This window comes from Luteococcus japonicus (assembly GCF_003752415.1).
Classification (GTDB): Bacteria; Actinomycetota; Actinomycetes; order Propionibacteriales; family Propionibacteriaceae; genus Luteococcus; species Luteococcus japonicus.
Window position 1 is genome coordinate 2,410,281 of record NZ_RKHG01000001.1, and the last position, 25,159, is coordinate 2,435,439.

25 protein-coding genes and 1 pseudogene are annotated in these 25,159 nt (G+C 66.4%); 16 read left to right on the forward strand and 10 right to left on the reverse strand.

What is annotated here, in order from left to right; translation table 11 throughout:
• The first annotated feature begins 171 nt into the window (after positions 1-171).
• Together EDD41_RS11490 and EDD41_RS11500 are read left to right on the forward strand one after the other, a co-directional pair.
• Entirely contained in the window at positions 172-2,151 is a 1,980-nt protein-coding gene (locus EDD41_RS11490; protein WP_170165350.1) for a BCCT family transporter, read from the forward strand.
• Positions 2,152-2,235: 84 nt separating this feature from the next.
• Positions 2,236-5,436, forward strand: a complete 3,201-nt coding sequence (locus EDD41_RS11500; protein WP_148060546.1) for a DEAD/DEAH box helicase — start codon at positions 2,236-2,238, stop codon at positions 5,434-5,436.
• Positions 5,437-5,445: 9 nt separating this feature from the next.
• Here the strand turns inward: EDD41_RS11500 and EDD41_RS17865 are convergent, their stop codons facing one another.
• Together EDD41_RS17865 and EDD41_RS11510 are read right to left on the reverse strand one after the other, a co-directional pair.
• Positions 5,446-6,126, reverse strand: coding sequence for a hypothetical protein (locus EDD41_RS17865; RefSeq protein WP_123575998.1), 681 nt, complete (start codon positions 6,124-6,126; stop codon positions 5,446-5,448).
• 308 nt (positions 6,127-6,434) lie between these two features.
• On the reverse strand, positions 6,435-6,989 hold the full coding sequence (locus EDD41_RS11510) for a hypothetical protein (protein WP_123575999.1): 555 nt from the start codon (positions 6,987-6,989) through the stop codon (positions 6,435-6,437).
• 149 nt (positions 6,990-7,138) lie between these two features.
• Here EDD41_RS11510 and EDD41_RS11515 point away from each other — a divergent pair, with 149 nt between their 5' ends.
• Together EDD41_RS11515 and EDD41_RS11520 are read left to right on the forward strand one after the other, a co-directional pair.
• A complete protein-coding gene (locus EDD41_RS11515) occupies positions 7,139-8,017 on the forward strand; it encodes an aldo/keto reductase (protein WP_123576000.1) in 879 nt (292 codons plus the stop codon).
• A gap of 37 nt (positions 8,018-8,054) precedes the next feature.
• The gene (locus tag EDD41_RS11520) at positions 8,055-8,786 is read left to right on the forward strand and encodes an aminoglycoside 3'-phosphotransferase (protein WP_123576001.1); all 732 of its coding nucleotides are present in this window, start codon (positions 8,055-8,057) and stop codon (positions 8,784-8,786) included.
• Positions 8,787-8,792: 6 nt separating this feature from the next.
• Here the strand turns inward: EDD41_RS11520 and EDD41_RS11525 are convergent, their stop codons facing one another.
• On the reverse strand, positions 8,793-9,416 hold the full coding sequence (locus EDD41_RS11525; RefSeq protein WP_123576002.1) for an HAD-IA family hydrolase: 624 nt from the start codon (positions 9,414-9,416) through the stop codon (positions 8,793-8,795).
• A gap of 10 nt (positions 9,417-9,426) precedes the next feature.
• The gene (locus EDD41_RS11530; protein ID WP_123576003.1) at positions 9,427-9,990 is read right to left on the reverse strand and encodes a GNAT family N-acetyltransferase; all 564 of its coding nucleotides are present in this window, start codon (positions 9,988-9,990) and stop codon (positions 9,427-9,429) included.
• 328 nt (positions 9,991-10,318) lie between these two features.
• Between EDD41_RS11530 and EDD41_RS11535 the strand changes: the two genes are divergently transcribed.
• Positions 10,319-10,876 carry a DNA-3-methyladenine glycosylase gene (locus tag EDD41_RS11535; RefSeq protein WP_211336645.1) on the forward strand — a complete coding sequence of 186 codons (558 nt, stop codon included), beginning with the start codon at positions 10,319-10,321 and terminating at the stop codon, positions 10,874-10,876.
• 109 nt (positions 10,877-10,985) lie between these two features.
• Here EDD41_RS11535 and EDD41_RS17975 read toward each other — a convergent pair.
• Positions 10,986-11,177: pseudogene (locus EDD41_RS17975) on the reverse strand (aldo/keto reductase); the annotation flags it as partial.
• Between EDD41_RS17975 and EDD41_RS11545 the strand changes: the two are divergent.
• From EDD41_RS11545 to EDD41_RS11570, 5 genes are all read left to right on the forward strand, one after another.
• Positions 11,137-11,499, forward strand: coding sequence for a type II toxin-antitoxin system death-on-curing family toxin (locus EDD41_RS11545; RefSeq protein ID WP_123576004.1), 363 nt, complete (start codon positions 11,137-11,139; stop codon positions 11,497-11,499). The pseudogene EDD41_RS17975 and the gene EDD41_RS11545 sit on opposite strands and share 41 nt — an antisense overlap.
• 181 nt (positions 11,500-11,680) lie before the next feature.
• Positions 11,681-11,926, forward strand: coding sequence for a ribbon-helix-helix domain-containing protein (locus EDD41_RS11555; protein WP_123576005.1), 246 nt, complete (start codon positions 11,681-11,683; stop codon positions 11,924-11,926).
• Between the two features lie 221 nt (positions 11,927-12,147).
• A complete protein-coding gene (locus tag EDD41_RS16600; RefSeq protein WP_148060462.1) occupies positions 12,148-12,342 on the forward strand; it encodes a hypothetical protein in 195 nt (64 codons plus the stop codon).
• Positions 12,339-13,412 carry an IS3 family transposase gene (locus EDD41_RS11565; protein WP_123574591.1) on the forward strand — a complete coding sequence of 358 codons (1,074 nt, stop codon included), beginning with the start codon at positions 12,339-12,341 and terminating at the stop codon, positions 13,410-13,412. Before EDD41_RS16600 ends, EDD41_RS11565 begins: the two co-directional genes overlap by 4 nt.
• A gap of 17 nt (positions 13,413-13,429) precedes the next feature.
• The gene (locus EDD41_RS11570; RefSeq protein ID WP_123576006.1) at positions 13,430-13,669 is read left to right on the forward strand and encodes a toxin; all 240 of its coding nucleotides are present in this window, start codon (positions 13,430-13,432) and stop codon (positions 13,667-13,669) included.
• A gap of 84 nt (positions 13,670-13,753) precedes the next feature.
• Here the strand turns inward: EDD41_RS11570 and EDD41_RS11575 are convergent, their stop codons facing one another.
• Complete coding sequence (locus EDD41_RS11575; RefSeq protein ID WP_123577055.1) at positions 13,754-15,001, reverse strand: IS256 family transposase; 1,248 nt, start codon at positions 14,999-15,001, stop codon at positions 13,754-13,756.
• Between the two features lie 753 nt (positions 15,002-15,754).
• Between EDD41_RS11575 and EDD41_RS11580 the strand changes: the two genes are divergently transcribed.
• Together EDD41_RS11580 and EDD41_RS11585 are read left to right on the forward strand one after the other, a co-directional pair.
• Positions 15,755-16,924, forward strand: coding sequence for an IS110 family RNA-guided transposase (locus tag EDD41_RS11580; RefSeq protein WP_123576007.1), 1,170 nt, complete (start codon positions 15,755-15,757; stop codon positions 16,922-16,924).
• An 84-nt stretch (positions 16,925-17,008) separates the two neighbouring features.
• A complete protein-coding gene (locus tag EDD41_RS11585; RefSeq protein ID WP_123576008.1) occupies positions 17,009-17,425 on the forward strand; it encodes a hypothetical protein in 417 nt (138 codons plus the stop codon).
• Positions 17,426-17,467: 42 nt separating this feature from the next.
• On the opposite strand, the gene EDD41_RS11590 is transcribed toward EDD41_RS11585, so the two are convergent.
• On the reverse strand, positions 17,468-17,674 hold the full coding sequence (locus EDD41_RS11590; protein WP_211336646.1) for a hypothetical protein: 207 nt from the start codon (positions 17,672-17,674) through the stop codon (positions 17,468-17,470).
• Between the two features lie 88 nt (positions 17,675-17,762).
• Positions 17,763-19,165 (reverse strand): IS3 family transposase gene (locus EDD41_RS11595; RefSeq protein ID WP_425454335.1). Its coding sequence is split into 2 segments (ribosomal slippage): positions 17,763-18,808 and positions 18,808-19,165, totalling 1,404 coding nucleotides; the frame shifts between segments, so codons are not numbered across the junction.
• 302 nt (positions 19,166-19,467) lie between these two features.
• Here EDD41_RS11595 and EDD41_RS11600 point away from each other — a divergent pair.
• Positions 19,468-20,715: an IS256 family transposase gene (locus tag EDD41_RS11600; RefSeq protein ID WP_123577057.1), complete on the forward strand. Its 1,248-nt coding sequence runs from the start codon at positions 19,468-19,470 to the stop codon at positions 20,713-20,715.
• Here EDD41_RS11600 and EDD41_RS11605 read toward each other — a convergent pair.
• Positions 20,712-20,897 carry a hypothetical protein gene (locus EDD41_RS11605; RefSeq protein ID WP_123576009.1) on the reverse strand — a complete coding sequence of 62 codons (186 nt, stop codon included), beginning with the start codon at positions 20,895-20,897 and terminating at the stop codon, positions 20,712-20,714. The two genes, EDD41_RS11600 and EDD41_RS11605, sit on opposite strands and share 4 nt — an antisense overlap.
• Before the next feature lie 202 nt (positions 20,898-21,099).
• On the reverse strand, positions 21,100-21,528 hold the full coding sequence (locus EDD41_RS11610) for a MarR family winged helix-turn-helix transcriptional regulator (protein ID WP_094765048.1): 429 nt from the start codon (positions 21,526-21,528) through the stop codon (positions 21,100-21,102).
• 121 nt (positions 21,529-21,649) lie between these two features.
• Between EDD41_RS11610 and EDD41_RS11615 the strand changes: the two genes are divergently transcribed.
• The 3 genes from EDD41_RS11615 (at position 21,650) to EDD41_RS11625 (ending at position 25,105) form a co-directional block, all read left to right on the forward strand.
• Complete coding sequence (locus EDD41_RS11615; RefSeq protein ID WP_094765049.1) at positions 21,650-22,078, forward strand: organic hydroperoxide resistance protein; 429 nt, start codon at positions 21,650-21,652, stop codon at positions 22,076-22,078.
• 43 nt (positions 22,079-22,121) lie between these two features.
• Positions 22,122-22,598, forward strand: coding sequence for a ferritin-like domain-containing protein (locus EDD41_RS11620; protein WP_170165351.1), 477 nt, complete (start codon positions 22,122-22,124; stop codon positions 22,596-22,598).
• 149 nt (positions 22,599-22,747) lie between these two features.
• The gene (locus tag EDD41_RS11625; RefSeq protein ID WP_211336647.1) at positions 22,748-25,105 is read left to right on the forward strand and encodes a copper-transporting P-type ATPase; all 2,358 of its coding nucleotides are present in this window, start codon (positions 22,748-22,750) and stop codon (positions 25,103-25,105) included.
• Positions 25,106-25,159: the final 54 nt, after the last annotated feature.

The following is a 25,159-nucleotide window of genomic DNA, read 5'->3' on the forward strand; positions in this document are numbered from 1 at the left end:
CCTGCCTCCCACGAGAATCCGCCACGGGGTGGACCCCGGGCCGCCTCTCCCCTCGGGCCCACAGCCCGCAGGCCAATCTGGAGGTTGATTCCCGGATTGCCGCAAAATTCACCACCGACGGCCATAGTGTGGACGCAGCCCTGTGCAGGATTTCCTATCTGAGGAGAGCCCGTGAGCCACCCAGAGCCCCGCTCCCGTTCCCGCAAGCGCGCCGTGCAGAAGGCACAACGGGAGGCGGCCCGGGCGGAGAAGCGGCGTTCCCACCCGCGTCGTCGCCCCTCGAGCACCTTCCTGCGGGAGGTGAACTACCCGCACAGCATCCACCCGGCCCTCGTCCCGGGCGTCTCCGTCGAGGACCAGAGGATTCGTTATGGCGTGGACAAGGCGATCCTGGGCGTGGTCGGCGCACTGATCATCGGCTTCGTCGCATGGGGCCTGGCCGCACCGCAGCAGGTCTTCGACACCTCCACCGCAACCCTCCAGTGGGTGATGCGCAATCTGGGCTGGGCCTTCAACGTCCTGGCCATCGGAATGATCCTCTTCCTGCTGGTGATTGCCTTCTCCCGCTTCGGGAAGATCACCCTTGGCCTCGACGGCGAGAAGCCCGAGTATTCAACAGGCTCGTGGGCGGCGATGCTCTTCGGCGCAGGAATCGGCATCGGCATCATCTTCTTCGGCCCCTACGAGCCGCTCACCTACTACCTCAGTCCACGTCCTGGTGCGCACTACGACGCCAACACGGCGCAGGCCGTCAAGGGAGCCATCGCGCAGGCGGCACTGCACTGGGGGCTCAATGCCTGGGCCATCTACGCCATCGTCGGGCTCGCCGTGGCCTATGTCTCCTACCGGCGCGGCAAGGTGCCGCTGATGAGCGCCGTGGTCACTTCCCTGTGGGGCGGCCGTACGGACTCGCCGGTGGCCCGCCTCATCGATGCGCTGGCCATCATCGCGACGCTCTTCGGCACCGCCGCCACGCTGGGCATCGGTTCCTTGCAGATCGCGCGCGGCGTGGAGGTCGTCGCGGGGCTCGGGCCCACCGGAAACCGGCTGGCCCTGGGGATCATCGGAGTGCTGACCATTGCGACGATCGCCTCGGCCGTCTCCGGCGTCGCCAAGGGCATCCGCTGGCTCAGCAACATCAACATGGTGATGGCGCTCGGGCTGGCCTTGTTCTTCTTCGTCGCGGGTCCCACGGCCTTCCTGATGAACATGGTCCCGGCCGCCATCGTCGACTACTTCGGGCACATGCCGGACATGCTCAGCGCCAACATGTCCGAGGGGCCGGAGATGGAGACCTTCCTGTCGGCCTGGACCACCTTCTACTGGGCGTGGTGGGTGAGCTGGGCACCCTTCGTCGGCGTCTTCACCGCGAAGATCTCCCGCGGGCGCACCATCCGGCAGTTCGTGCTGGGGGTGCTGCTGATCCCCTCGTCGATCATCGTGTTGGCCTTCGCAATCCTGGGCGGTACGGCCATCTTCCTGCAACGCAAGGCCGAAGCGGCCGGGGACGCCGCGCACATGATCGCGCCCGACGGCACTGCGGCCTCGCTGCCACTGCCCGCCGAGATCTTCTACACCGTGGTGGACCAGCTACCGGGTGGCGGTGTGGTGTCCGCCCTGGTGATCGTGATGCTGGGCGTCTTCTTCGTGACCACCTCGGACTCGGCGTCGCTGGTCAACTCGCAGCTGGCGCAGAAGGGCAATCCGGAACCCAACAAGCTGATCACGGCCTTCTTCGCCATCTGCATGGCCGGCATTGCCGTCGTCATCCTGCTCTTCGGTGGCCGAAATGCCCTGCAGGGCTTGCAGAACCTGGTGGTGATCACGGCCCTGCCCTTTGCCCTGGTGCTGGTCCTGATGGCCGTCGCGCTGGTCAAGCTGCTGCGCAATGACCCGCAGGCCATCCGTGAGCACTACCAGGAGAAGGCCATCCAGAAGGCCGTGAAGCACGGCGTCACCGAGTACGGCGACAACTTCGCCCTGGCCGTCGAGCCCACCGACGAGGCCGACGAGCGCGCCACCGGCGGTGACTTCGACTCCACCGCCCCAGAGGTCACCGAGTGGTACACCCGCACCGACGAGGACGGCAACCCCGTGGAGTACGACTACGGCAAGGGCGAATATGTGGAGAAGGACACGCTCGACGGCTGATCCGCCGCTTTCTGGGCGGCGGTCGAGGGGGTCGCGCCGATGGTCGGTTTGCGTCAGGGGCGCTGAGGGCGCAAAGTCGAGATCATGTCCGCGAAGCAATACCCCAGCTGGGTCCTCGATCTGACCGACGAGGAGCTCCGCTGGACCTTCGGCGCCCCCACCTTCTTCCGGGGCTCCGACTACGCCAAACAGAAGCGGGTTGGCCACGTCACCGTCGCCGGCGACCGGATCGTCACCGCACAGGTGCGCGGCAGCGAACACGGCGCCTACTACACCTCGCTCGCCTGGGACGGAAGCCAGGTCAGCAATACCTGCACCTGCCCGGTGCGCCGGGACTGCAAGCACGGCGTCGCGCTGGTCCTGCACCTGCGCGAGGCCGCGTCCCGGCAGCGGATGCCCAAATGGCAGCGGGATCTGGCGCTCGTCCTCGGGTCCGACGAGGACTCCGCCTTCTCCGCGGGAACCCCACTCGCCATCCAGTACACGCTCCTGCTGCACGACGTCGAACTACGCCCCATGTACTGGGGTGCACGCAATACCTGGGTCCGCGGGCAGGCAACCTGGGACGAGATGACGCGCGCCCGCAATGCCGGCCATGATCCGGCGCACCGGCAGGCTTTGGCCCGGCTGCACGCCGCCGCCCAGGAGAGCCACACGAACCGCTGGGGTTTCGGGCCGCGCGGCGGGCACCTGCTGGTCTCGGAGTTGGGGCACGAGGGCTGGCGGTTGATCCAGGAGGCCCAGTCCGTCGGGGTGGAGTTCATTCCCGCCAAGGAATCGCGGACCGTCACCTTCCGCGGCCCGGAGCTGGAGCTCACCGCGGAACTGACCAGCTCCGACGACGGCGGGCTCAACGTGCAGCGCGTGCTCACGCTCGACGGGGAAGCCGTCACCCCGGTGAACCTGCTCGGCATGCCCCCGCACGGCGCGATGTTGCCCGCAGAGAAGGGGGACCGGATCGTCGTCGGCTTCAGCCGGCCCCTGGACGAGTCGGCCAGGGCACTGGCCCAGCTGCCGTCGGTCCAGATCCCGGCCCCCGACGTGGGGCAGTTCGCGCTGGAATACCTGCCACGGCTGAAGCGCGTCGCTCCGGTCCGTCAGCCCGAGGGCTTGACTCTTCCCACCGTCGGCACCCCCGAGTTGCTGGTGACCGTGGAGCAGACGCCCACCGAGACCGGAATCACCGGGACGGTGGAGATCGGCTTCCGGTACGGCTACGAGGGGAGCACAGCCAAGCCCGTCGACATCACGACGCGAGGCGGGCGAAGCTTCGCGGGCCGAGACATGGTGGCCGAACAGGAGCTTCGTCCCGTGGTGGAAGAGCTGCTCGGTGGGCCAGCCCCCAAGGTGCTCCCGGCCACGGTGCTCCGTGAGGGGCGGGCTTTTCTCGAGCTCTGGCCGCGGCTTGATGATCTTGCAGAACGTGATGATGTGATCTTGGTCATCACGGAGGGGACCCGCGGCTACCAGCAGCTGGAGGAGGCCCCTCAGATCTCGCTGAGGGTAAATGAAAAGGCTGACTGGGACTGGTTTGATCTTGAGGTGAGCGTCACGGTGGGCGAGGTGAAGGCGCCGCTCCCGGACCTGCTGCGGGCCATCAGCGCGGGTGATGACCACCTCATCCTGGACAACGGGGACTGGTTCAGTCTGGACCATCCGGAACTGCAACGGCTGCGGGACCTGCTGGCCGAGGCACGTCTGCTCACGGACCCGGACAGTGACGGTTCGGTGATCCGGCTCCGCCCGGAGAATGCCGGCTGGTGGGAGGAGCTCGTCGAACTGGGCGTCGTCGCGCGGGACAGCGAGGCGTGGAACCGGGTGACGACGCGACTGCTGCAGGCCACCGGCGCGCCGGAGATCGAGGCACCGAGCAGCCTCCGGGCAGACCTGCGTGGTTACCAGCTGACGGGGCTGCGCTGGATGGACTTCCTGCGTAGCGTCGGGCTGGGCGGCATCTTGGCCGATGACATGGGTCTCGGCAAGACCCTGCAGGCACTGGCGCTGATCTGCTCCCTCCAGGAGCGCGACCTGCTGACCGGCCCCGTGCTGGTGGTGGCGCCCTCCAGCGTCGTCGGGGCCTGGGCGGAGCAGGCGGTCCGCTTCACTCCGGACCTCACGGTGACCACGCTGTCCGAGACCTCCCGCAAGCGCGGCAGCACCGTGCAGGAGGCCATCGACGGGGCACAGCTCGTGTTGGCCAGTTATGCCGTCGCCCGGCTGGACGTCGAACAGTTCGAGCAGACCCACTGGCAGCTGGTGCTCCTCGACGAGGCGCAGTTCGTCAAGAACAGGCAGTCCCGCACCTATCAGGCGGTGCGTCGAATCCCTGCTGGGGCACGCTTTGTGCTGTCCGGCACACCGTTGGAGAACAACCTGATGGACCTGTGGTCCATGCTCTCCCTCACCACGCCCGGTCTCTTCCCGGACCCGCGGGTCTTCACCGAGACCTACCGCAAGCCCATTGAGGAGGGCGACGACGAGGCGGGCGCGATGCTGGCCCAGTTGCTGCGCCGGATCAAGCCGGTGCTCTTGCGCCGCACCAAGGAACTCGTCGCCCCGGAGTTGCCTCCGCGTCAGGAGCAGGTGGTTCCGGTGGAGCTCAATGCGGCCCACCGTCGCGTCTATGACCGGCACCTGAACCGGGAACGCCAGCGGGTGATGGGGCTGGTGGGGGATCTGCAGAAGAACCGGATCACCATCCTGCGGTCGCTGACCCTGCTGCGCCAGCTGAGCCTGTCGCCGGGGCTGGTGGAGGCCGAGCATGCCGACATCGCCGCCAGCAAGATCGACGTCCTGCTGGAGTTGCTGGCCGATGTGGTGGCTGGCGGCCACCGCGCCCTGGTCTTCAGTCAGTTCACGAGCTTCCTCGGGCTGGTCAAGGAGCGGTTGAACGCCGAGGGGATCGAGACGGTCTACCTCGACGGGCGCACCCGCAATCGTCAGGCCCGCGTCGACGAGTTCCGGCAGGGGAGTGCCCCGGCCTTCCTGATCAGCCTGAAGGCGGGCGGTTTCGGGCTGACGCTGACCGAGGCGGACTATGTCTTCGTGCTGGATCCGTGGTGGAATCCGGCCGCCGAGGCCCAAGCCGTGGACCGGGCGCACCGCATCGGCCAGGACAAGCCGGTGATGGTCTACCGGCTGGTGGCCAGCAACACCATCGAGGCGAAGGTGGTGGCGCTGCAGGAACGCAAGCGCGAGTTGTTCAACCAGGTGGTGGATGCCGGCGACGGTGCGGTGGCCGGTGCGCTGAGCGCCGACGACATCCGTGGCCTGCTGGACATGTGAGGCCTCGTCTCAGCGGGTGACGACGGAGGCCAGTTGTCCCACCTCCACGGTGCGGCTGGCGCTGCGTTCCATGGTGACCAGTCCGGCTTGTCCGAGGGCGGCCCACTCGACGGCCCAGATGTTGGTGGCGGTCACGTCGTAGGTGCCGGCGGTGAGCCAGGTGTGGCCGCAGTCCGGGGATTCGGCCATCGGCTCCGCGTAGGCGGGCCGCGGGGTGGCGGTCTTGCAGCTCAGCGTGGTGCCGTCGCCGAGGCTGATCTCGGTGCGGACCAGGTGGGCGGTGAGGGTGATGGGTATTCCTTGCTGGGTGGTGGATGCGTCGATCTGCGCCGGGGTGTTCGTCCAGATCCAGACGGGCAGTCCGACGGCGAGCATCTTCCACTCGTTGACGTCCGGTTCGGGGCCCAGGTGGGGCTCTGGGGTGGGGAGTTGCAGGGTGGCGACGGCGGCGTTGACAAGGGCAGCGACGTCGATGACAGGGGCCGGTGGGGGCGCGGGGGCTGCTCCGCCCGCGGGTGCCGGTTGGCCAGGTGCTGCGGCCGGTGCGGCGGGGTTGGGTGCGGCGGCCGGCGGAGGAGCCGCGACGTTGAACTCTTCGAAGCCACACGGGTTGGTTGCCGTGGCAACACAGGCGCCGACGATCCGCTGCTCCGCCGAGTACGACTGCAGCCGCTGGGGAAGAGGGACCACCGTCGGGAGACCCCCTCCGGATGTCGCCCGCGAGCCATTGCCGGCCCGCGATCCACTTCCGCCCCCGACGAAGGGGTTGGTCGCCGGTCCGGGGATGTAGTTGTGGATGCTTGGCCCCCTTCGTGGGTGCACGGACCGTGACCGACGCGTGACGGATACTGTCCTGGTCGCACTCACTTGGGCCTTTCCGTTTCCCGTCTGCACACGTGTGCCGAATCGGGTTTGGGACCTGGAGTCTGGTGGGGTCTCTGTCTTCGCTGGGTAGAAATTTAGTGACGCTGCGATTGGGAGAAGTAGAGCGGCAGAAATCAAGGTATGGGGCATTTCATCACCCCATCTGCCTGCTCCGCAAATGCCCTGAGATGGGCGCCCGACCGTTTGAAGAACACCTCCGAGTAGGTCAATGATCCCGTGCCTACTACGTCATTTGTGGAAGGATCGATGATCTGCTGGCGTGTGGCATCCACGCACACTCGGATGCTCACAGTCGAACCCCCATTCGAGATCCCGGGGTTTGGAGCGAATTTCAGAGTGGTGCTCCGGGAGGATTGTTGGAATCGAAGCCCGGTGGCTTTGTCAGCCTTGTATCCTGCTTCCACTGATTCCTTCATCGTGCCCGTCACGTAGGGGTCAATTGCGGGCGAGAGAGAAGCCGGCTTGAATCCGCTCATTTCCGCCTTGTCCACTTCGGCGAAGAACTTCTTGTACACGTCCACGGCCTCGAGGTAGAGCGGGTCGGTGCTCGGGTCGACGGACGGGGTCCCGGCCAACGTGGGCGTGGGAGCCCCCGTCGGGGCGGGCTCGCTGGGGGAGCAGGCGGTCACGGCGCATCCCAGCGCCACCAGAAGGACGAGTTTGCGCATGGGATCTCCCCGGGTCGGCAACACCGTCAATGTGCCAGTACCTCGCGATTGTGCCAACCCTCATAACGCGTCGTGGGTGCGGCCGGAGATCGCAAATTCAATGAGCGTTGGGAAGCAGCGTCGCCAAACGTGTCCCGTAGGCTCGACCCATGAAGACCAATTCCTTCGGTGACACCGGATTGTCCGTCAGCGTCCTCGGTCTGGGAGCCGGTCAGGTGGGTGCCGGCGGCCTCGGCGAGACCGAGGCCGCCGCCGTCCTCAACACGGCGCTGGACCTGGGCATCACACTGATCGACACCGCAGACTGCTATGGCCTCTCGGAGGAGCGGATCGGCCGCCACCTGCGGGCTCGCCGCGACGAGTTCGTGCTCTCCAGCAAGTGCGGCCATGACGTCCCCGGGACGCAGGACTGGACCCCGGAGAATGTCCGCGCCAGCGTCGAACGCTCCCTGCAGCGTCTGCAGACGGACCACATCGACATCCTCCACCTGCACTCCTGCACGCAGGACAAGCTCGCCGATGGCAGCCTCGTCGACGCCATGGATGAGCTTGTCAGCGCCGGGAAGGTGCGCTTCGTCGCCTATTCCGGGGAGAACGAGCACCTGGTTGCGGCCATCACCTCCGGTCGCTTCGCGTCGGTGGAGACGAGCGTCAACATCGCAGACCAGTGGAGCCTGCACCACGCTCTGCCGCTGGCTCAGGAACACGGCCTCGGGGTGATCGCCAAGCGCCCGATTGCCAATGCGGTCTGGAAGTACGACACCCGTCCCGACGGTGTCTATGGCGAGGTCTACTGGGACCGGCTGCAGCAGCTGTCGCTTGATCTTGGCGACGATCCCCTGGCCTTCGCCCTGCGGTTCAGCGCCTTCGCGCCGGGTGTCTGCGCGGCCATCATGGGCACCGCAAAGGTCGACAACCTCAGAAAGGCCGTCGCCACAGTGGAACAAGGGCCCCTGCCCGAGGACCAGCTCGCCGACGTCGAGCGCCGCTGGTCCCAGAACGGGCAAGGCTTCGACGGGCAGGTCTGAGACGCAGGCGCCAGCCCCTGCCTCTAGGCTCAACGATGTGAGCATCCCCAGCCTGCCCCGCGCCATTCCGGAACTCGTACTCCGGGAAGCCGCAGGGCAGCGGGTTGAGGCCGTCTGGACCAATGGATTGGGCGGCACGACATGGCAGATCGGAGAAGGGGAAGATCGGGACTTCATCAAGATGGGTCCCGAGCACCCGGAATTCGACATTACCGGTGAGATCCAGCGGCTCGACTGGTTGGCGGAATTCCTGCCGGTGCCCTCTCTGGTCAGCTGTGGCTTTGATGACGACGGGGTGTGGATCAGGACCAAGGGCCTGCCGGGGAGCAATGCCGTCGCTCCGCGGAATGTGACCAATGCCGCGCCCGTCGTTCCCGCACTTGGCCGGGGACTTCGCCGTTTCCACGACGCACTTCCCGTCGACGAATGCCCCTTCGACTGGTCCGTCGAGAGCCGTTCGTCCTTGCTGCGAAATCCATTCGAGGTGAGCATTCCCGCCCCACGAGCGGAGCATGTGGTGGTCTGCCACGGCGACGCCTGCAATCCCAACTTCCTGATCGGCGACGACGGGGAGGTCAGCGGCTTTGTGGACCTGGGCCGGACGGGCGTCGCGGACCGCCATGCAGACCTTGCGCCAGCGGTCCTGAGCCTGGGCTGGAACTTCGGTGACGGGTGGACGGACGCCTTCCTGAGTGCCTACTGCGCGGATGGCCTCACCGTCGACCGGGATCTGCTGGAGCTCTACATCCGCCTGTGGAATGCGGAATAGCCGACCTCACAGACCCAGCAGCGGGCGAAGCTCGTCGAGGGTGGCGACGGTGTACTCGGCATCGTCGTCCACGGGTGCCTCGGCAGACTCCAGCATGGCGGCGGCCATCCCCGCGCGATGGGCGGCTGTCGCGTCGATCGGGCGGTCTCCGACGGCCAGGCAGTCCGAAGCCCGCAGCCCGTGCCGCTCCAGGAGCACCTGGTACATCGTCGGGTCGGGCTTGCGGGGGAACCCGTCGGCGGTGGAGATGAGGTCGTCGACGGCCAGCCCGAGACCGCCGAGCAATGCCGTCGCGCTCACACGATCCCGGTGGGTGACAACCAGGTTGAGCCCTCGTCCGAGGGCGATGTCCCGCATCAGGGTCTTGGCGCCCGGCATGGACGGTGGGGGGTCGTGTTCCCACAGGTTCTTCAGCTGCTGGTTGGCGCTCTCGAAAAGACCGATGTCCAGGCCGAAGCGCTCCGAAAGGGCGGCCATTGCCGCGTGCGTGGAGCGGCGCGTCAGCTGCGCCACTTCCTGGACGATTACCTCTCCACCGCCGCGGCGAACCACCTCCACGAAGGCGGCGTCCAGCTGTGGGTAGGTGTCGACGAGGGTTCCGCCCAGGTCCCAGAAGACGTTGCGGTACATGGCGCCCACTCTACGGGCGCGGGTCGTCTGCGAGGCGGCTGAACAGCACCAGGTCGGTCGGCCCGGCGTGGGTGAATCCGGCGCGACGCATCAGCCCTTCCTCGATGAATCCGGCACGACGGGCGACGCCCAGGGAGGCCCCATTCTCCGGCGCCACGTGCGCCTCCACCCGCCCGATGCCCTGGGTGTCCAGCGCCCAGTCCGTCAGCAGGCGCAAGGCCCTCGTCATCACTCCCTGCCCGCGGCCCCACGGAGCCAGCCAGTACCCGGCCTCGGTCTTCGCGGCCGCCCGGCTGGTCTCCTTCAGGCCGATCACGCCGACGAAGTCCCCGTCCAGTCGGATGGCGCGCTCGATCCCGTCGCCGCTGTCGAGGCTGTGGTGAGCCATCTGATTGACGTAGAAGAGCGCATCGTCGTGTGAATAGGGCGTGGGAAGCGGCAGCCAACGTTGGGTCTGCGGGTCATTGCACGCCTCGGCAATCCTGGGGGCATCAAGGACGGTGAGGGCATCGAGCAGGAGATCTCCATCGCGGAGGACCGCGTCCTCGAAGCGGGGCGGAGCAGACGTGTGCATGCCCCATTCAAGCACTGCGCGACGGGTGTGAATATGACTCCGGGCCCGTTGACAGATGTGCCAACGGGCCCGGGGGGTCAGTGCCGATGATCATTCCCCCGAAATCTCATCGACCGTGTTCAAGGTCCGGACCAATTCCCCCGAAGCGGCCCGGTGGCCACCGTCTTCCCCCGAATTGGATGTCCTGGAATCCCTTCCCCCCCAATGGATTCCTGCAGTTCATGATCCCCCGATCACTGACTGCGACATGTAGTTGGGATTGCGGGGTGCTGCGGGGCATCATGGGGCCCGACACGAGCACGGGAGGCCCATCATCGCCTGGAAGTGGTTGGAGACCGACGCCGAGACCGCGGCCAAGCGGCTGCTGGGTTGTGAACTCGTCCATGAGGTCGAGGGGCACCGCCTGCGCGTGCGCATCGTCGAGACAGAGGCCTACGACGAGGCCGATCCCGCCAGTCATAGCCACCGCGGCCGCACGGCGCGCAATGACGCCATGTTCCTGTCCGCTGGCCATGCCTACGTCTACCTGATCCACGGACTGCACCACTGCATGAACGTCGTTGCCGGGTTCGAGGGGCACGGCTGCGGAGTGCTGATCCGTGCGGCCGAGCCGCTGGAAGGCCTGGCGGAGATGGAACGGCGTCGAGGTCGCGGTGGGGCTGAGCTGACCAATGGCCCCGGCAAGCTCTGCCAGGCGATGGGGATCACCCTGCCGATGCGGGGGCATGATCTTGGCGAGCCGCCCTTGATCTTGATCAGGAGGTCACCAGTCGACCAAGATCAAATTGTTGTGACAAGGCGCGTCGGAATCGCGAAGAATGCCGACGCACCCCGCCGCTTCTATCTGCGCGGCGATCCGTGGGTGTCTCGGCCCTGGACCACCTGAGGATCACTCGGCGGTCTGGCCGCCCATCGCGTTGTGGCCCGGCCGGGGGAGCAGACCAACATGCGGGTGCGGCTGGTACGGCTCCTCCAGATAGCTGGTCCTCGTCGGTGAGCTGAAGGTCCAGAGCGCGTACGGCGTCGTCGACGCGGCTGGGCTTCGAGCAACCGACGATCGGTGCCTCGACGCCACGCGCCCAGTGCCATGCCAACGCCCCGGCGTGCACGTGCACGCTGTGCCGACGTGCTGGATCGACTCTGGCAGTGACCGAATACCTGTCGCTGGAGGACCTGCTCGGCCTCATTGGCGAGCTGGGTGTCGGACCGCTGCGCGACCTGGGGCTCTTGGACTCGGCTGCCCAGCGTCCCAGGACGAGTCTGTGGGGTCGTGAGGCGTGCCCGAGCCTGGACGAGAAGACTGCTGCGCTGTTGGAATCGCTGGTCCGCAACGATCCTCGGGTGGACGGAAACAAGCGCCTGGGGTGGCTCGCCACGATCGTCCTCCTCGACATCAATGGCGTGTGGGTCGAGGCGCCCGATGACGACGCCTACGACTTGGTCATCGAGGTGGCCAGCGGACGCCTGTCACTCGCCGAGATTGCCGAAGTGCTTGCCCGCTGGCGCTAGATCAACGCGGCAGATGCGTGTGTTCAATCGGATGCGGCGTCTCAGGTGGCCAACACGCCTTGCCCACCCGAGAAGGTGACTCCTGGGATTGTGAAGTCGCGGGTGATTTCGCGATATCCAAGGTGTGCGTGAAGGAGGCGTATCCATTGGAACTCTGAGAATTTCGTAATACAGTCTCTGCATGGAGGCGATCAACGGAGTGCCCGTCACCGAGGACATGATCCAGGCTTGGGCCGACGAGGCCGAGCGTGGCTACGACATCGACGCGCTCCGCAAGCGTGGGCGCAAGCCCAAGGGCGATGGTCCTGCCAGGGTGGTGCCTGTGCGTCTCGATGACTCACTCGTGAGGGCGCTTGATGCCCGTGCCGAGGAGGACAAGACCAGCCGTTCTGACGTGATCCGCGCGGCCATACGCGCCTACCCCTGATTGGCAAGCTGGTTGTGAGTCAGGGAGGTGCCGTGATGATTGAGCAGCGGACCGCGAGGGAGCGGGCGGAGTTGGTGGCTGAGTACTTGGTGTTGCCGCAGGGGTCGAAGGGGCGGTGGCTGGATGAGCATGGGGTTTCCCAGCGGCGGATGCAGTCGTGGCGTCGGCAGTACTTGTATGGGGACTTGGAGTTGGGGTTGGAGCCTCGCGATACTGCGCGTATGAGTGCCACGGATGGGGCGGAGTTCGCCCGGTTGAAGGCGCAGTTGGCCATCGAGCGTCAGGCTCGTGAGGAAGAGGCGCGGCAGGCTCGGGAGCAGATCGAGTCGTTGACCCGGGCCAATGATGCGTTGGGAAAAGCTATCGGGCTCTTGCAGCAGCTGTCCGTCAGGCAGGGGCCCACCAACGGCGAGTGACGGGGCAGGTCAGCGCCGAGCAGGAGCGGTTCTTGGCGGCCGAACAGGCGCTGGTGGACGACCTGCGCCAGGCGGGTTGGAGCCTGCGGCGATCGTTGTCGGTGATCGGGTTGTCGCGTTCGTCGTGGCACTACCGCAGTCATCCCCGTCCCGGGATCGCCAGCCCGACACCACACCGGGGGCGGGCCTACCCGAACCGGGTCGGGGAGCAGGACCAGCAGCGCATCATCGGCCTGTTGCGCTCGGCGGCGCAGCAGGGAATCAGCGCGTATCAGGCGTGGTTCGACGCGTTGGACGCCGGGGATCCGGTGGCGTCGTTGTCGACCTGGTACCGCATCGCCCGCGCCGAACGGATCCGTTGCACCACTGCTCGACGTTCCCGCAAGCGCTCGTCGGCGATGCCGCAGTGGCATGCCACCGGCCCCAACCAGGTGTGGTGCTGGGACATCACCAAGCTGCCCGGCCGGTACAAGGGCCAATGGTTCAACCTGTATGCCGTCATTGACGTGTTCTCCCGCCGGATCATGGCTTGGCGTGTCGAGGACTGCGAGGATGACCAGCTGGCTGCCGACATGTTCACCACCGCATTCACCACGCACGGCGTCCATCCCCGCATCGTCCACTCCGATGGAGGTCCGTCGATGATGTCCGACGAACTCGCCCGCGTGTTCCGCGCGATGGGCATCACCCGCTCCCGCAACCGGCCGCGGGTCTCCAACGACAACCCCCACATGGAGTCATGGTTCAAGACCGCGAAGTACCACCGTGACTGGCCCGGATACTTCACCGACCTCGACGCCGCCCGGTCTTGGGCCGCACGTCGGGTCACCGACTACAACCAGCACCACGCCCACTCATCCCTGGCCGGCCACACGCCCCAGTCGGTTCACGACGGCACCTGGCACCAGGTCCACCACCGACGCCAAGCCACTCTTGAGGCCCTCGCCCACCGATATCCCCAACGATTCACTCAGCCACCCCACCTGGCCACACCACCCGCACATGCCTGGCTCAACCCCGACGGCATCCTCGACGAGCAAACCCGCCGCGAGTGTCTCCACACAGGTTGACAGCTTCCGTACGTCGCGTGAAGATCAACCCGCCGGCACTAAAACACGGCATCGCCGAGGCCGACATCCTGCACGCCCTGGCCCACCGCGCCTACGGGAGCGAGCCAGATGACGACATGCCAGCCAAGCAGTTCGTCTTGGGATTCGACAGCCATGGACGCCTACTGGAACTCTCGGTGCTGACCTTCGACAGCGGCAACCAGCTGGTGATCCAGGCCATGAAGGCTCGGCGTCATTTCCGCAGCCTCCTCGATTGAGGCATTCGTGGTGGGACGCATTGCAGCGCAGATTGCCGGTCAAGTCCCGGCACGTGGTGTAACTGTTCGTGATCCTGTGCGCGGTTAGCTGGTGAGTGCTGGCATCTGGGGTTCCTCTGGTTGGGGTTGGTGGGTGGTGGTGAGGGTCATGCGGCTCCTGGCGAGGACTTCGAGGCCGAGGTAGCGGCGGCCTTCGGCCCATTCGTCGGTTTGCTCGGCCAGGACGGCGCCGACGAGCCGGACGATCGCGGCCCTGTTGGGGAAGATCCCCACGGAATCGGTTCGGCGCCGGATCTCTCGGTTGAGGCGTTCGGTGGGGTTGTTCGACCAGATCTGCTGCCAGACCTCGACGGGGAACCGGGTGAACGCGAGGATGTCGGTCCGGGCAGCGTCGAGGTGGTCGGTGACCTCGGGCAGCTTCTCGGTGGTGTAGTCCAGCAGCCGGTCGAACTGGGCCTGGACACTGGCCGCGTCGGGCTGGTCGTAGACGGAGTGGAGCATCGCCTTCACCGCGGGCCAGAGGCTTTTCGGGGTGATGGCCATCAGGTTCGCCGCGTAGTGGGTGCGGCAGCGTTGCCAGCTGGCCCCGGGCAGGTTCGCCGCGGCAGCTTCCACGAGTCCTTGGTGGGCGTCGGAGGTGACCAGGCGGACCCCGCAGAGTCCTCGGGCGACCAGGTCGGCGAAGAACTCGTTCCAGGCCGGGCCGGTCTCGCTGGTCGCGACACGCATCCCGAGGACTTCGCGATGCCCGTCCGCGTTGACGCCGGTGGCGAGCATCACCACCGAGTTGATCACGCGGCCGCCCTCGCGGACCTTCATGGTCAACGCGTCGGCAGCGATGAAGGTGAACGGCCCAGCCTCTGTCAGGGAACGGTGGCGGAACTGCTCGACGTGCTCATCGAGCTCAGTGGCCATTCGACTGACCTGGGACTTCGACAACCGGTCGATGCCGAGGGTCTTGACCAGTTTGTCCATGCGTCGGGTGGAGACACCGGCGAGGTAGCAATCGGCGACCACCGTGATCAGGGCTGATTCGGCGCGCTTGCGGCGTTCCATCAGCCAGTCCGGGAAGTAGCTGCCGGTGCGCAGTTTCGGGACCTGCAGGTCGATGGTGCCGGCGCGGGTGTCCAGAGCTCGGTGGCGGTAGCCGTTGCGTTGCGCGAGCCGTCCTGGGGTGGGCTGGTTGTACTCGGCGCCAACCACCGCGTCAGCGTCGGCGGAGAGCAGGGCGTTCAGCATGGTCTGCAACAGGCTGCGCATCATGTCGGGCGATGCCTCGGTGAGCAGCTCGCCAAGAACGGCAGCGGGGTCGACAATGTGTGGAGCGGTCATCGTGATGATCCCTTCGAGGGTGCTGTGAGAGGTGAACTCGAGGATCACGCGATGACCGCCCTGTCGTCCAGAGCCAACCACCACGGTTACACCACTATGAGGGACTCAACTAGATTGCCATCAAGGCCAAGTCCCACTCATGGTTGTTCGCCCGTATAGACAACGGTGCTGGACGTCTGCTGGCAACGCCATCGCCTTCTGTCCCTCCACACACGACCTTCGGCGGTTGAGGATGCTCACGCACGGCCGCGCAGCCCTTGGCGCGGACGTTCCCGCCAGCGCCCGGCTCTCAGCTTCTTCTTCCTATGTTGGATACGGAGGCCCGTTTTCAATCTTCGCTGCATCTCGTGTCGAGATGCAGCGCTCTTTGCACGCTTGCCCGCTCACTACTTTGAACACCGGGTCCTTGGCGAGGTCGCTGTTCAAAGTAGAAGGCTGAGAAAACCTACGGGTTGGGGCCCCTTGAGGTCCCCAGGGGCAACCTTGCCGGCGGCTCGACTAGCGGCTACTAGTTCCATTGACTGCAGATCGGGCCTTGGCCGAGGCTCGGTTCAGGTGGTTCGGGGCGGTCGCTCCACTTTGCGGCTGTCCACCCAGTGGGTGTGACTTTCAATTGGCGTGCGCTACCCCGGACCACCGACCCGGGCGGGAGAGGCTGAAGAGGGGAATGCGCAACAACCGGCACCATCGAGGCCAGTAGTAGCGGTGCCCTCCCGGCCCATCCACTCACTGTCGAGATTCGAGGGATCGGGCATGGACGAACACGTCATTATCGGGATGGATCCACACAAACGCACCGTCACGATCGAGGTGATGGACGCCCACGAGCACATTCACGGGCACCGGCAGTTCACCACCGACACCGCGGGCTTCGCCGAGATGCTCGTCTTTGCGCAGGAGTGGCCGCAGCGGACCTGGGCGGTCGAGGGCTGCAACGGCATCGGCCATCACGTTGCTGAACGACTCCTGCTCGCCGGCGAGCAGGTGGTCGATGTCCCGGCGAAACTGTCGGCCAGGATGCGGATGTTTGCGACCGGCCAGGGGCGCAAGACCGACGACACCGACGCCCACTCGATCGCGCTGGTCGGGGTCCGTATTGCGGGGCTGCAGCCGGTGGTCTCCGACGAGCAGGTCGAGGTGCTGCGTCTGTTGGTCGACCGTCGCCGCCGACTGGGCCAGGAACACACCGCGAAGGTCTGCCAGCTCCACCAGGTCCTGCTCGACCTGATACCCGGCGGAGCACCGAAGTCCTTGTCAGCAGCCCAAGCGCGGCGGATCCTCGCCGGCATTCGCCCCAAGGACGTGGTCGGCAAGACCCGCAAGCGCGTTGCTCTGGAACTGGTCGAGGACCTCGAACGGATCTACGCCCGCAAGAAGGCAGCGAACAAGGAACTCGTTGGCCTGGTCCGCGAGACCCGCAGCGCCCTGCTGGACCTGCACGGCATCGGACCATCCGGGGCCGCACGGCTGTTGGTCGAGGTCGGTGACATCACCCGGTTTCCCGACAAGGGACACTTCGCGTCCTGGACCGAGACCGCACCGGTCGACGTGTCCTCGGGTGACCATCCGCACCACCGGCTGTCGCGGGGCGGGAATCGGCAGATCAACCGGGTCCTGCACATGATGGGCGTGGTCCAACTGCGGAACCCGACCGAGGGCCGGGCCTACTACGACCGCAAGAGGGCCGAGGGAAAGAGTCCGAACGAGGCGATGAGGGCGTTGAAACGACGCCTGTCCGACATCGTCTACCGGACCTTGCTCAACGACTACGTCGCCCGAGCTGGGGCGGGTTCGGGAGGACACCGGGGCGCGTCTACTGGCTCCAGCGCGGCCGGCTCACAGCCCCATGCCAGCACTTCGGAGAAGTCACTTCCCGAACCCGCTGCACCCAATCCTAGAACCCGGCTCCCGCTTGCTTCATGACCCTCCTTGACACAGAGGGGTGCCAGTTGAGCGTGTTCTGCGAGCAGCGGGCGTCAGCGCGAGTGTTGCCGGAATACTGAAGGCATGCGCGGAGACAATGACAGGACTTGGAGCGGTGACGGTGTGGAGCTGGTCGGCCTCAGACCCTTCACTGTGGACAACGTGTACGAGTTCGTCCTGGATAACGGTTCGCTGGTCCATCTGCATGACGGTGACTGCACCCAAGTGAGTTACCAGCCGACCGAACAGACGATGACTCTGACCTTCGACTTCGACCCGCAGTGGTCTCCACAGAGCCACCCGGCGGGTTGTCGCGTGTGGCTCGTCTTCGGCGGGGCAACGCTCATCCAGTGGGAGCACGAAGACGGCCCGAGCGAGTACGCGGGCCAGTGCGGCGACCTGGGACATCACCGGCCCCGAGTCTTCAGCCTTGAGTTGGTCAATGATCGGGTGTTCTTCACCGCAACCCGAGTCACGGTCTTCGTAGAAGGTCCGGCCTAGCGCCGTCGGGATCAGCGGCAGATATCCCAGGTTCTTGTTCTGTCAAGCAGCGACCTCGAGAGCAGGGTCGGGACTGGGCTCCAGGATGTGGGCCCAGGCGGTGTGTTCGTCGTAGCGGGTGCCGGTCTTGAGGCAGCCATGGAGGATCCGGACCCAGCGGTTCGCGAGTTGACGCAAGGAGGCCTGGTGGCCCATCTCCCGGGCTCGGAGTTGCTGGTAGTAGGCCTTCGCCCCGGCTGAGCCTCTCATCGAGGAGAACGCCCATTGCTGCGCCGCGTCGGACAGGCGCTTGTTGCGGGCATACGGAATTTGTCAAGGTGGATGAGGCCATTGGGAGTCAGGCGGCGGGCTGGTAGGTCTGCTGGTCGTCTCGGTTGGCGGGATTGTTGATCCAGGCTGCGTCGGGCAGAGCGAGGATCTTCGGGACGGCATCTGGGGTGCTGAACCGTTCGGGGTGGGCGGCCCGCGCGGTATTCAGGACGTCGGCGCGGTCGGCGGCCTTCGCGGCGGCGAGGCCATAATGGACCTCGGCCGGCGTATGCAGGCCCAGGCCGGAGTGGTGGTGCTCGTGGTTGTAGCGGTCCCGGAACTCGTCCATGAAGGCCCTGGCGTCGCTGAGGGAGCCGAACCGATCGGGGAAGACCGGGGCGTATTCCAGGGTCTTGAACCAGGCCTCGGAGTAGGGGTTGTCATTGGAGACCTTCGGCCTTGAGTGCGAGCGGGTGACCTCCAGGTCGGCGAGCAAGGTGGCGACGGACTTCGAGGTCATCGAGGTGCCGCGGTCGGCGTGGACCACCTCGGGGATGCCGTGGATGGCGAACACTTCGCGCATCATCTCTTCGGCCAGGGGCCCGGACTCTCGGGCGTGGACGTGGACGCCGACGAGGTAGCGGGAGTAGATATCGATCATCACGTACGCGTCGTAGTAGACACCCCGGATGGGGCCTGGCAGCTTGGTGATGTCCCAGGTATAGACCTGCCCCGGTGCGGTGGCGACCAGCTCGGGGACCGTTCGGGCCGGGTGTCTGGCCTGCCTACGGCGCTCTTTGACCAGGGTGTTCTCCCGCAGCACCCGATACATCGTGGAGACCGAGCACAGGTAGATCCCGCGGTCCAGCAGCTCGGCGAAGATCTGCAGCGGGGTGGCATCGACGAACTCGTCGCTGGTCAGCACCGCCAGCACCTTCGCGCGTTCGGTGCAGGACAGCCGGTTGGCCGGGACCATCTCGCGCGGCGTGGGTGGCCCCGGGCGCTGCTGCCGGCGACTGGCTGTCGCCCGGGAGATACCGGTCAAGACCGATGCCTGCCGGGTGGGAGTCCCCTGCGCGGTGAGGTCGGCGTAGGCGCCCATCAGCGCTTCTTGCGCTTGGTCTCGAGATCCGCGCTCTCGGAGATGTCCTCCAAGAGCGCGCGTGCTTTTCCCATGATCTCCAGCGCGGTCTCGGTGCGGTCCAGGCGCTGGCGGGTCTGGTCCAGCTCGCGCCGTAACCGGGCGATCTCGGCCTGCTCCTTGCTGGGCCGGCCGACCGCCTGCCCGGGCTGCTTGCCCTGCAGCACGTCGGCATCGCGCAGCCGCCGCCACTCAGTGATCAACGAGGAATACAGGCCCTCCCGGCGCAGGTAGGCACCGCCCTGCTGCTGCTCGCAGGCCTCCTCGTAAGCGGCCAGGTGGGCTAGCTTCTGCTCGGGCGTGAACCGGCGCCGGCGCGGACCATCCGCGCGGGGATGCGAACTGCTCATGGACCCATCATCGTGGGTCGGTGATGGCTGTGAAGAGACAGTCGAGATGCTCATCGGGGTCTTTCCTGATCTCGCCCTGTGGAGGCGGACTTGCTATGAACCACTGGTCTCAACTCACCCTGACACGCAGGGATAGCGTGACATCACCACCTCCCACACTGGCTCAAGGTCACGCCAATGGTGAGCCGGAGAGTTGAGTCCCTCATAGTGGTGTAACCGTGGTGGTTGGCTCTGGACGACAGGGCGGTCATCGCGTGATCCTCGAGTTCACCTCTCACAGCACCCTTGAAGGGATCATCACGATGACCGCTCCACACATTGTCGACCCCGCTGCCGTTCTTGGCGAGCTGCTCACCGAGGCATCGCCCGACATGATGCGCAGCCTGTTGCAGACCATGCTGAACGCCCTGCTCTCCGCCGACGCTGACGCGGTGGTTGGCGCCGAGTACAACCAGCCCACCCCAGGACGGCTCGCGCAACGCAACGGCTACCGCCACCGAGCTCTGGACACCCGCGCCGGCACCATCGACCTGCAGGTCCCGAAACTGCGCACCGGCAGCTACTTCCCGGACTGGCTGATGGAACGCCGCAAGCGCGCCGAATCAGCCCTGATCACGGTGGTCGCCGATTGCTACCTCGCCGGTGTCTCCACCCGACGCATGGACAAACTGGTCAAGACCCTCGGCATCGACCGGTTGTCGAAGTCCCAGGTCAGTCGAATGGCCACTGAGCTCGATGAGCACGTCGAGCAGTTCCGCCACCGTTCCCTGACAGAGGCTGGGCCGTTCACCTTCATCGCTGCCGACGCGTTGACCATGAAGGTCCGCGAGGGCGGCCGCGTGATCAACTCGGTGGTGATGCTCGCCACCGGCGTCAACGCGGACGGGCATCGCGAAGTCCTCGGGATGCGTGTCGCGACCAGCGAGACCGGCCCGGCCTGGAACGAGTTCTTCGCCGACCTGGTCGCCCGAGGACTCTGCGGGGTCCGCCTGGTCACCTCCGACGCCCACCAAGGACTCGTGGAAGCTGCCGCGGCGAACCTGCCCGGGGCCAGCTGGCAACGCTGCCGCACCCACTACGCGGCGAACCTGATGGCCATCACCCCGAAAAGCCTCTGGCCCGCGGTGAAGGCGATGCTCCACTCCGTCTACGACCAGCCCGACGCGGCCAGTGTCCAGGCCCAGTTCGACCGGCTGCTGGACTACACCGCCGAGAAGCTGCCCGAGGTCACCGACCACCTCGACGCTGCCCGGGCCGACATCCTCGCGTTCACCCGGTTCCTCGTCGAGGTCTGGCAGCAGATCTGGTCGAACAACCCCACCGAACGCCTCAACCGGGAGATCCGGCGCCGAACCGATTCCGTGGGGATCTTCCCCAACAGGGCCGCGATCGTCCGGCTCGTCGGCGCCGTCCTGGCCGAGCAAACCGACGAATGGGCCGAAGGCCGCCGCTACCTCGGCCTCGAAGTCCTCGCCAGGAGCCGCATGACCCTCACCACCACCCACCAACCCCAACCAGAGGAACCCCAGATGCCAGCACTCACCAGCTAACCGCGCACAGGATCACGAACAGTTACACCACGTGCCGGGACTTGACCGATTCCGGCAGGTCCGGCCCCGACGATGAGCACGTCCATCGTGTCCGGCAGCTCTTCGGTGCGGTCGATGCCCGTGCCTGCCGGGTCCTTGATGAGCGGATCGTGCGCGACGTAACCGTGGTGGTGGTACTGCATGGGATGGCCCCTGTCCTCATTGACTGATGGTGGCGCTTCGCGGGTGAAGGACTGTGGCGGCGATCGGGTGCCGCGGTGGAGTGTCCGGTGAGAAGCGGTGCACCCTGTGGCGTTGTCCTCCACGCTAGGGGGCCACCTAGGTGGCGTCCAGTATCAATCAGTGATGACTGATCTCCTCCGTGTTATCAATCGAGGTGATGGTTCAGGCGAGTTGCGCGGCCAGGTCATCGAGGAAGGTCTTGAGCTCGTCGATCTCACGCGGCGCATCGGGGTAGCGGGCGGCCATTCGTGCCGGCACCGTTGCCGCGCGCTCGCGCAGCTCGCGGCCTGCTTCGGTGAGGGAGACCTCTCGTCGGCGTTCGTCCTTGCCGCGCGCTCGGATGATCAGTCCGCTCTGCTCCAGGCGTCGCAGTAGTGGTGTGAGCGTGCCGCTGTCCAGGCCCAGGTGCTCCCCGATCTCCCCGACGCCCGCTGGCTCGTCGCGCTGCCACAGGACGAGCATGACGAGGTACTGCGGGTAGGTCAGGCCCAGCTCGTCGAGCAGGGGGCGGTAGGCGCGGGTGACTGCCCGGCTGGCGCGGTAGAGCGAGAAGCACAGCTGGCGGTCCAGTTCGAGCTGGGGGTGTGACATGACCCCATGGTATCTCGCCAACAATTAGATTGCGCACAATCTAATTGTGGGTTAGATTGAGTTTCACGAAGACATCACGCCCGCCCCGGTACTGCGGGTGGCCGATCCCCAGGAGCACCCCATGACCGACATCACTCCCGTCTACACCACCGAGGCCATCGCCACCGGCGCCGGTCGCAATGGCCATGTCCAGACCGCCGATGGTCGCGTCTCGATGGATCTCGCCACCCCGAAGGAGATGGGCGGCACTGGCAATGGCGCCAACCCCGAGCAGCTCTTTGCCGCCGGGTATGCGGCCTGCTTCCACTCCGCCCTGCAGATGGTTGCCCGCAATGCCAAGAAGGACCTTGGTGACTCCTCCGTGGGTGCCCGCGTATCCATCGGCAAGGCCGGCGAGGGCTTCGGCCTGGCCGTGGTCCTCGAGGTCGTCATCCCCAACCTGCCGCAGGACGAGGCCCAGCAGCTGGCCGACGCCGCCCACCAGGTCTGCCCCTACTCCAATGCCACCCGCGGCAACATCCGCGTCGACGTGGTCGTCGCCAACGACTGACCGCAACCGTCCCCAGAACGATGAAGCACTCCAAGGAGGAAAGATGAACAACCGAACCGAGTTGATCGACGCCCTGCAGATGATCGTGACGGGGCTCCAGGGGCAGGTGAATGCCCATCGCATGCAGGGGCTCGTCTTCGGGGCCAAGGGGCTGACGGCCCTTGCGGAGCAGTACGAGGCCCACGCCGAGGAGAAGTTGGGCTGGATGAAGAAGTTCGCCAATCGAATCCTTGACCTGGGAGGCGAGCTCAAGATCGAGGCGACGCCTGCGGTGGATGTCCATGACGACATCGTGGAGCACCTCAAGGCCGAGAAGCGGACCTCGGAGGAGGGTATTGCCCAGGTGACCGGGCTGCTGCCGGTCTTCGCCCAGGACCTGGTGGCCCACGAGGACATGAAGGCCTACCTGATCGACGAGGATGGCGACCTGCAGGAGACGAACCAGAACCTGGAGTTGATCGAGCTGATCGGCGTGCAGAACTGGCTGGTCCAGAAGTTGGCGGGGGCTGCCCAGGCCTGAGTCGTTCGGCTCCATCGCGCAGTCACGACGTCCGCGAGAAGGGCGGCGGCTGTGGACCATCGGGTCCGCGGCCGCCGCCCTTCCTTGTCTGTGTAGGGGATGCCGGGGTGGGCTTGATTGATACCCTATGGGGGTATAGCGTATTTCCCATGGAGGGAGACCTGATGAACCACCACGTGACCCCACAGCCCGAGTACACCTGCCCGATGCATCCGCAGGTGCGCCAACCAGGCCCCGGACGATGCCCGGAGTGCGAGATGTTCCTCGTGCCGGCCGATGGACCGGGCTCCGCCGGTCACCACGAACACAGCCACTGCGCGGAGCCGGCCCATGCCGGCCATGAGTCCGCCGACGCCTCGGGGAACCGCGAGCAGGCACGGGAAGCCGCCGCTGCTGGCGAAGCCGTGGACTACACCTGCCCGATGCACCCGGAGATCCGACAGGACCACCCGGGCAGCTGCCCCCTGTGCGGCATGGCCCTGGAACCGGTCCGGATCACCAAGGACTCCGGCCCCAACCCGGAGCTGGCCGACATGACCCGCCGGACATGGATCTCAGCCGCGCTGGCGCTGCCGGTCCTGCTCCTCTCGATGGTGGTCCCGCTCGTCCCAGCACTGGAGCGAGCCATCCCGATGGGGCTTTCCCAGTGGGTGCAGTTCCTCTTGGCCACCCCCATCGTCTGGTGGGCAGCCAAGCCCTTCTTCGAGCGAGGGTGGGCCTCCTTGAGGCGCCGGTCGTTGAACATGTTCACGTTGGTGTCGATGGGGGTTGGCGCCGCCTACCTGTACAGCTTGGTCGCGCTGTTCGCGCCCAGCCTGTTCCCGGCCTCGATGCGGGTGGATGGTCGCGTCGAGGTCTACTTCGAGGCCGCAGCGGTGATCGTGGCGCTGGTGGCGCTGGGGCAGGTCCTGGAACTGCGCGCCCGCGAGAACACCTCGGGTGCGATTCGGGCGCTGATGGACCTCGCTCCGGCCACGGCCCGCCGGATCGAGACCAACGGCAGCGAGTCCGAAGTGCCTGTGGCCCAGCTGCAGGCGGGGGACCTGGTGCGAGTGCGCCCGGGGGACAAGATGCCGGTGGACGGCCAGATCGTGGAAGGGCGTTCCGCCGTGGACGAGTCCATGGTCACCGGGGAATCGATGCCGGTCACCAAGGAGGCTGGTGACCGGGCAGTGGGTGGCACGGTCAACCAGTCTGGCTCGCTCGTCGTACGTGCCGACAAGCTCGGCTCCGATTCCGTGCTCGCACGCATCGTCGAGCTGGTCACCAATGCCCAGCGCTCCCGCGCCCCGATCCAGAGCCTCGTCGACAAGGTCTCGGGCATCTTCGTCCCCGTCGTCATCGGCATCGCCCTGGTGGCCTTCGTCGTCTGGATGCTGCTCGGTCCTGCGCCTCGCCTGCCACACGCACTCGTGGTCCTGGTCAGCGTGTTGATCATCGCCTGCCCTTGCGCGCTCGGCCTGGCCACGCCCATGTCGATCATGGTCGGTGTGGGGCGCGGGGCCAATGCGGGCGTGCTGGTGAAGGATGCGGAAGCCCTGGAGCAGCTGGAGAAGGTCGACACCATCGTGGTCGACAAGACCGGAACCCTCACCGAGGGGCATCCGTCGCTTGCCCGTGTCATCACCATCGGGCAGCTCGACGAGCAGGAGGTGGTGCGGCTGGCTGCCGGTGTGGAGCGCAACTCCGAGCATCCGCTCGGCCAGGCCGTGGTGACCGCAGCCCAGTCGCGTGGCCTGGACATCCCAGCCTCCAAGGACTTCACCAGCGAGGCAGGAGGCGGCGTCCGCGCCGTCGTCGAGGGCCGGGACGTGAGGATCGGCAATGCAGGCCACGTGCTGGACAGCCAGCACAAGGACCTGCAGGAGCAGGCCGATGCCCTGCGCGCGGACGGTGCCACGGTGGTCTTCCTGTCCGTCGATGACAGCCCGTCGGCGATCCTGGCCATCGAGGACTCCATCAAGCAGACCACCCCACAGGCCCTGGCCGAACTGCGGCAGATGGGCATCGACGTCGTGATGCTCACGGGTGACACCCACGCCACCGCCCAGGCCGTGGCCCATCACCTGGGCATCGAACAGGTGCGAGCCGACGTGCAGCCCGAGGACAAGGCGGCGGTGGTCGACGAACTCACTCGTCAGGGGCACGTGGTTGCCATGGCGGGCGATGGCGTCAATGACGCTCCGGCCCTGGCTGCTGCTGCGGTCGGCATCGCGATGGGCACCGGCACCGACGTCGCGATGGAGAGCGCTGGCATCACCCTGCTGGGAGGAGACCTGACCGGCATTGCCCGGGCACGTCGCCTGTCGCGTGCCACGATGTCCAACATCCGCCAGAACCTGCTGTTCGCCTTCCTCTACAACGCCATCGGCATCCCCATCGCCGCCGGCTTGTTGTACCCGGTGTGGGGCGTGCTGCTCTCGCCGATGCTGGCGGCCCTGGCCATGGCCCTGTCCAGTGTCAGCGTCATCACCAATGCCTCACGTCTGCGCCTGGCGACGGTGTAGCCCACCAGGTCTGCCTCCTGCTCCAGTGCCACCCTCGACGTGGTTGTCGCCAAC

Excerpts from the sequence above, each read along its gene's own strand:
- EDD41_RS11610 (WP_094765048.1), bottom strand. The coding sequence starts at position 21,528 with ATGTCACACCCCCAGCTCGAACTGGACCGCCAGCTGTGCTTCTCGCTC.
- EDD41_RS11585 (WP_123576008.1), top strand. The coding sequence starts at position 17,009 with ATGCGCGGAGACAATGACAGGACTTGGAGCGGTGACGGTGTGGAGCTG.
- EDD41_RS11515 (WP_123576000.1), top strand. The coding sequence starts at position 7,139 with ATGAAGACCAATTCCTTCGGTGACACCGGATTGTCCGTCAGCGTCCTC.
- EDD41_RS11615 (WP_094765049.1), top strand. The coding sequence starts at position 21,650 with ATGACCGACATCACTCCCGTCTACACCACCGAGGCCATCGCCACCGGC.
- EDD41_RS11510 (WP_123575999.1), bottom strand. The coding sequence starts at position 6,989 with ATGCGCAAACTCGTCCTTCTGGTGGCGCTGGGATGCGCCGTGACCGCC.
- EDD41_RS11530 (WP_123576003.1), bottom strand. The coding sequence starts at position 9,990 with ATGCACACGTCTGCTCCGCCCCGCTTCGAGGACGCGGTCCTCCGCGAT.
- EDD41_RS11590 (WP_211336646.1), bottom strand. The coding sequence starts at position 17,674 with ATGAGAGGCTCAGCCGGGGCGAAGGCCTACTACCAGCAACTCCGAGCC.
- EDD41_RS11625 (WP_211336647.1), top strand. The coding sequence starts at position 22,748 with ATGGAGGGAGACCTGATGAACCACCACGTGACCCCACAGCCCGAGTAC.
- EDD41_RS11575 (WP_123577055.1), bottom strand. The coding sequence starts at position 15,001 with ATGACCGCTCCACACATTGTCGACCCCGCTGCCGTTCTTGGCGAGCTG.
- EDD41_RS11525 (WP_123576002.1), bottom strand. The coding sequence starts at position 9,416 with ATGTACCGCAACGTCTTCTGGGACCTGGGCGGAACCCTCGTCGACACC.
- EDD41_RS11605 (WP_123576009.1), bottom strand. The coding sequence starts at position 20,897 with ATGCAGTACCACCACCACGGTTACGTCGCGCACGATCCGCTCATCAAG.
- EDD41_RS11500 (WP_148060546.1), top strand. The coding sequence starts at position 2,236 with ATGTCCGCGAAGCAATACCCCAGCTGGGTCCTCGATCTGACCGACGAG.
- EDD41_RS11600 (WP_123577057.1), top strand. The coding sequence starts at position 19,468 with ATGACCGCTCCACACATTGTCGACCCCGCTGCCGTTCTTGGCGAGCTG.
- EDD41_RS11555 (WP_123576005.1), top strand. The coding sequence starts at position 11,681 with ATGGAGGCGATCAACGGAGTGCCCGTCACCGAGGACATGATCCAGGCT.
- EDD41_RS16600 (WP_148060462.1), top strand. The coding sequence starts at position 12,148 with ATGAGTGCCACGGATGGGGCGGAGTTCGCCCGGTTGAAGGCGCAGTTG.
- EDD41_RS11580 (WP_123576007.1), top strand. The coding sequence starts at position 15,755 with ATGGACGAACACGTCATTATCGGGATGGATCCACACAAACGCACCGTC.
- EDD41_RS11620 (WP_170165351.1), top strand. The coding sequence starts at position 22,122 with ATGAACAACCGAACCGAGTTGATCGACGCCCTGCAGATGATCGTGACG.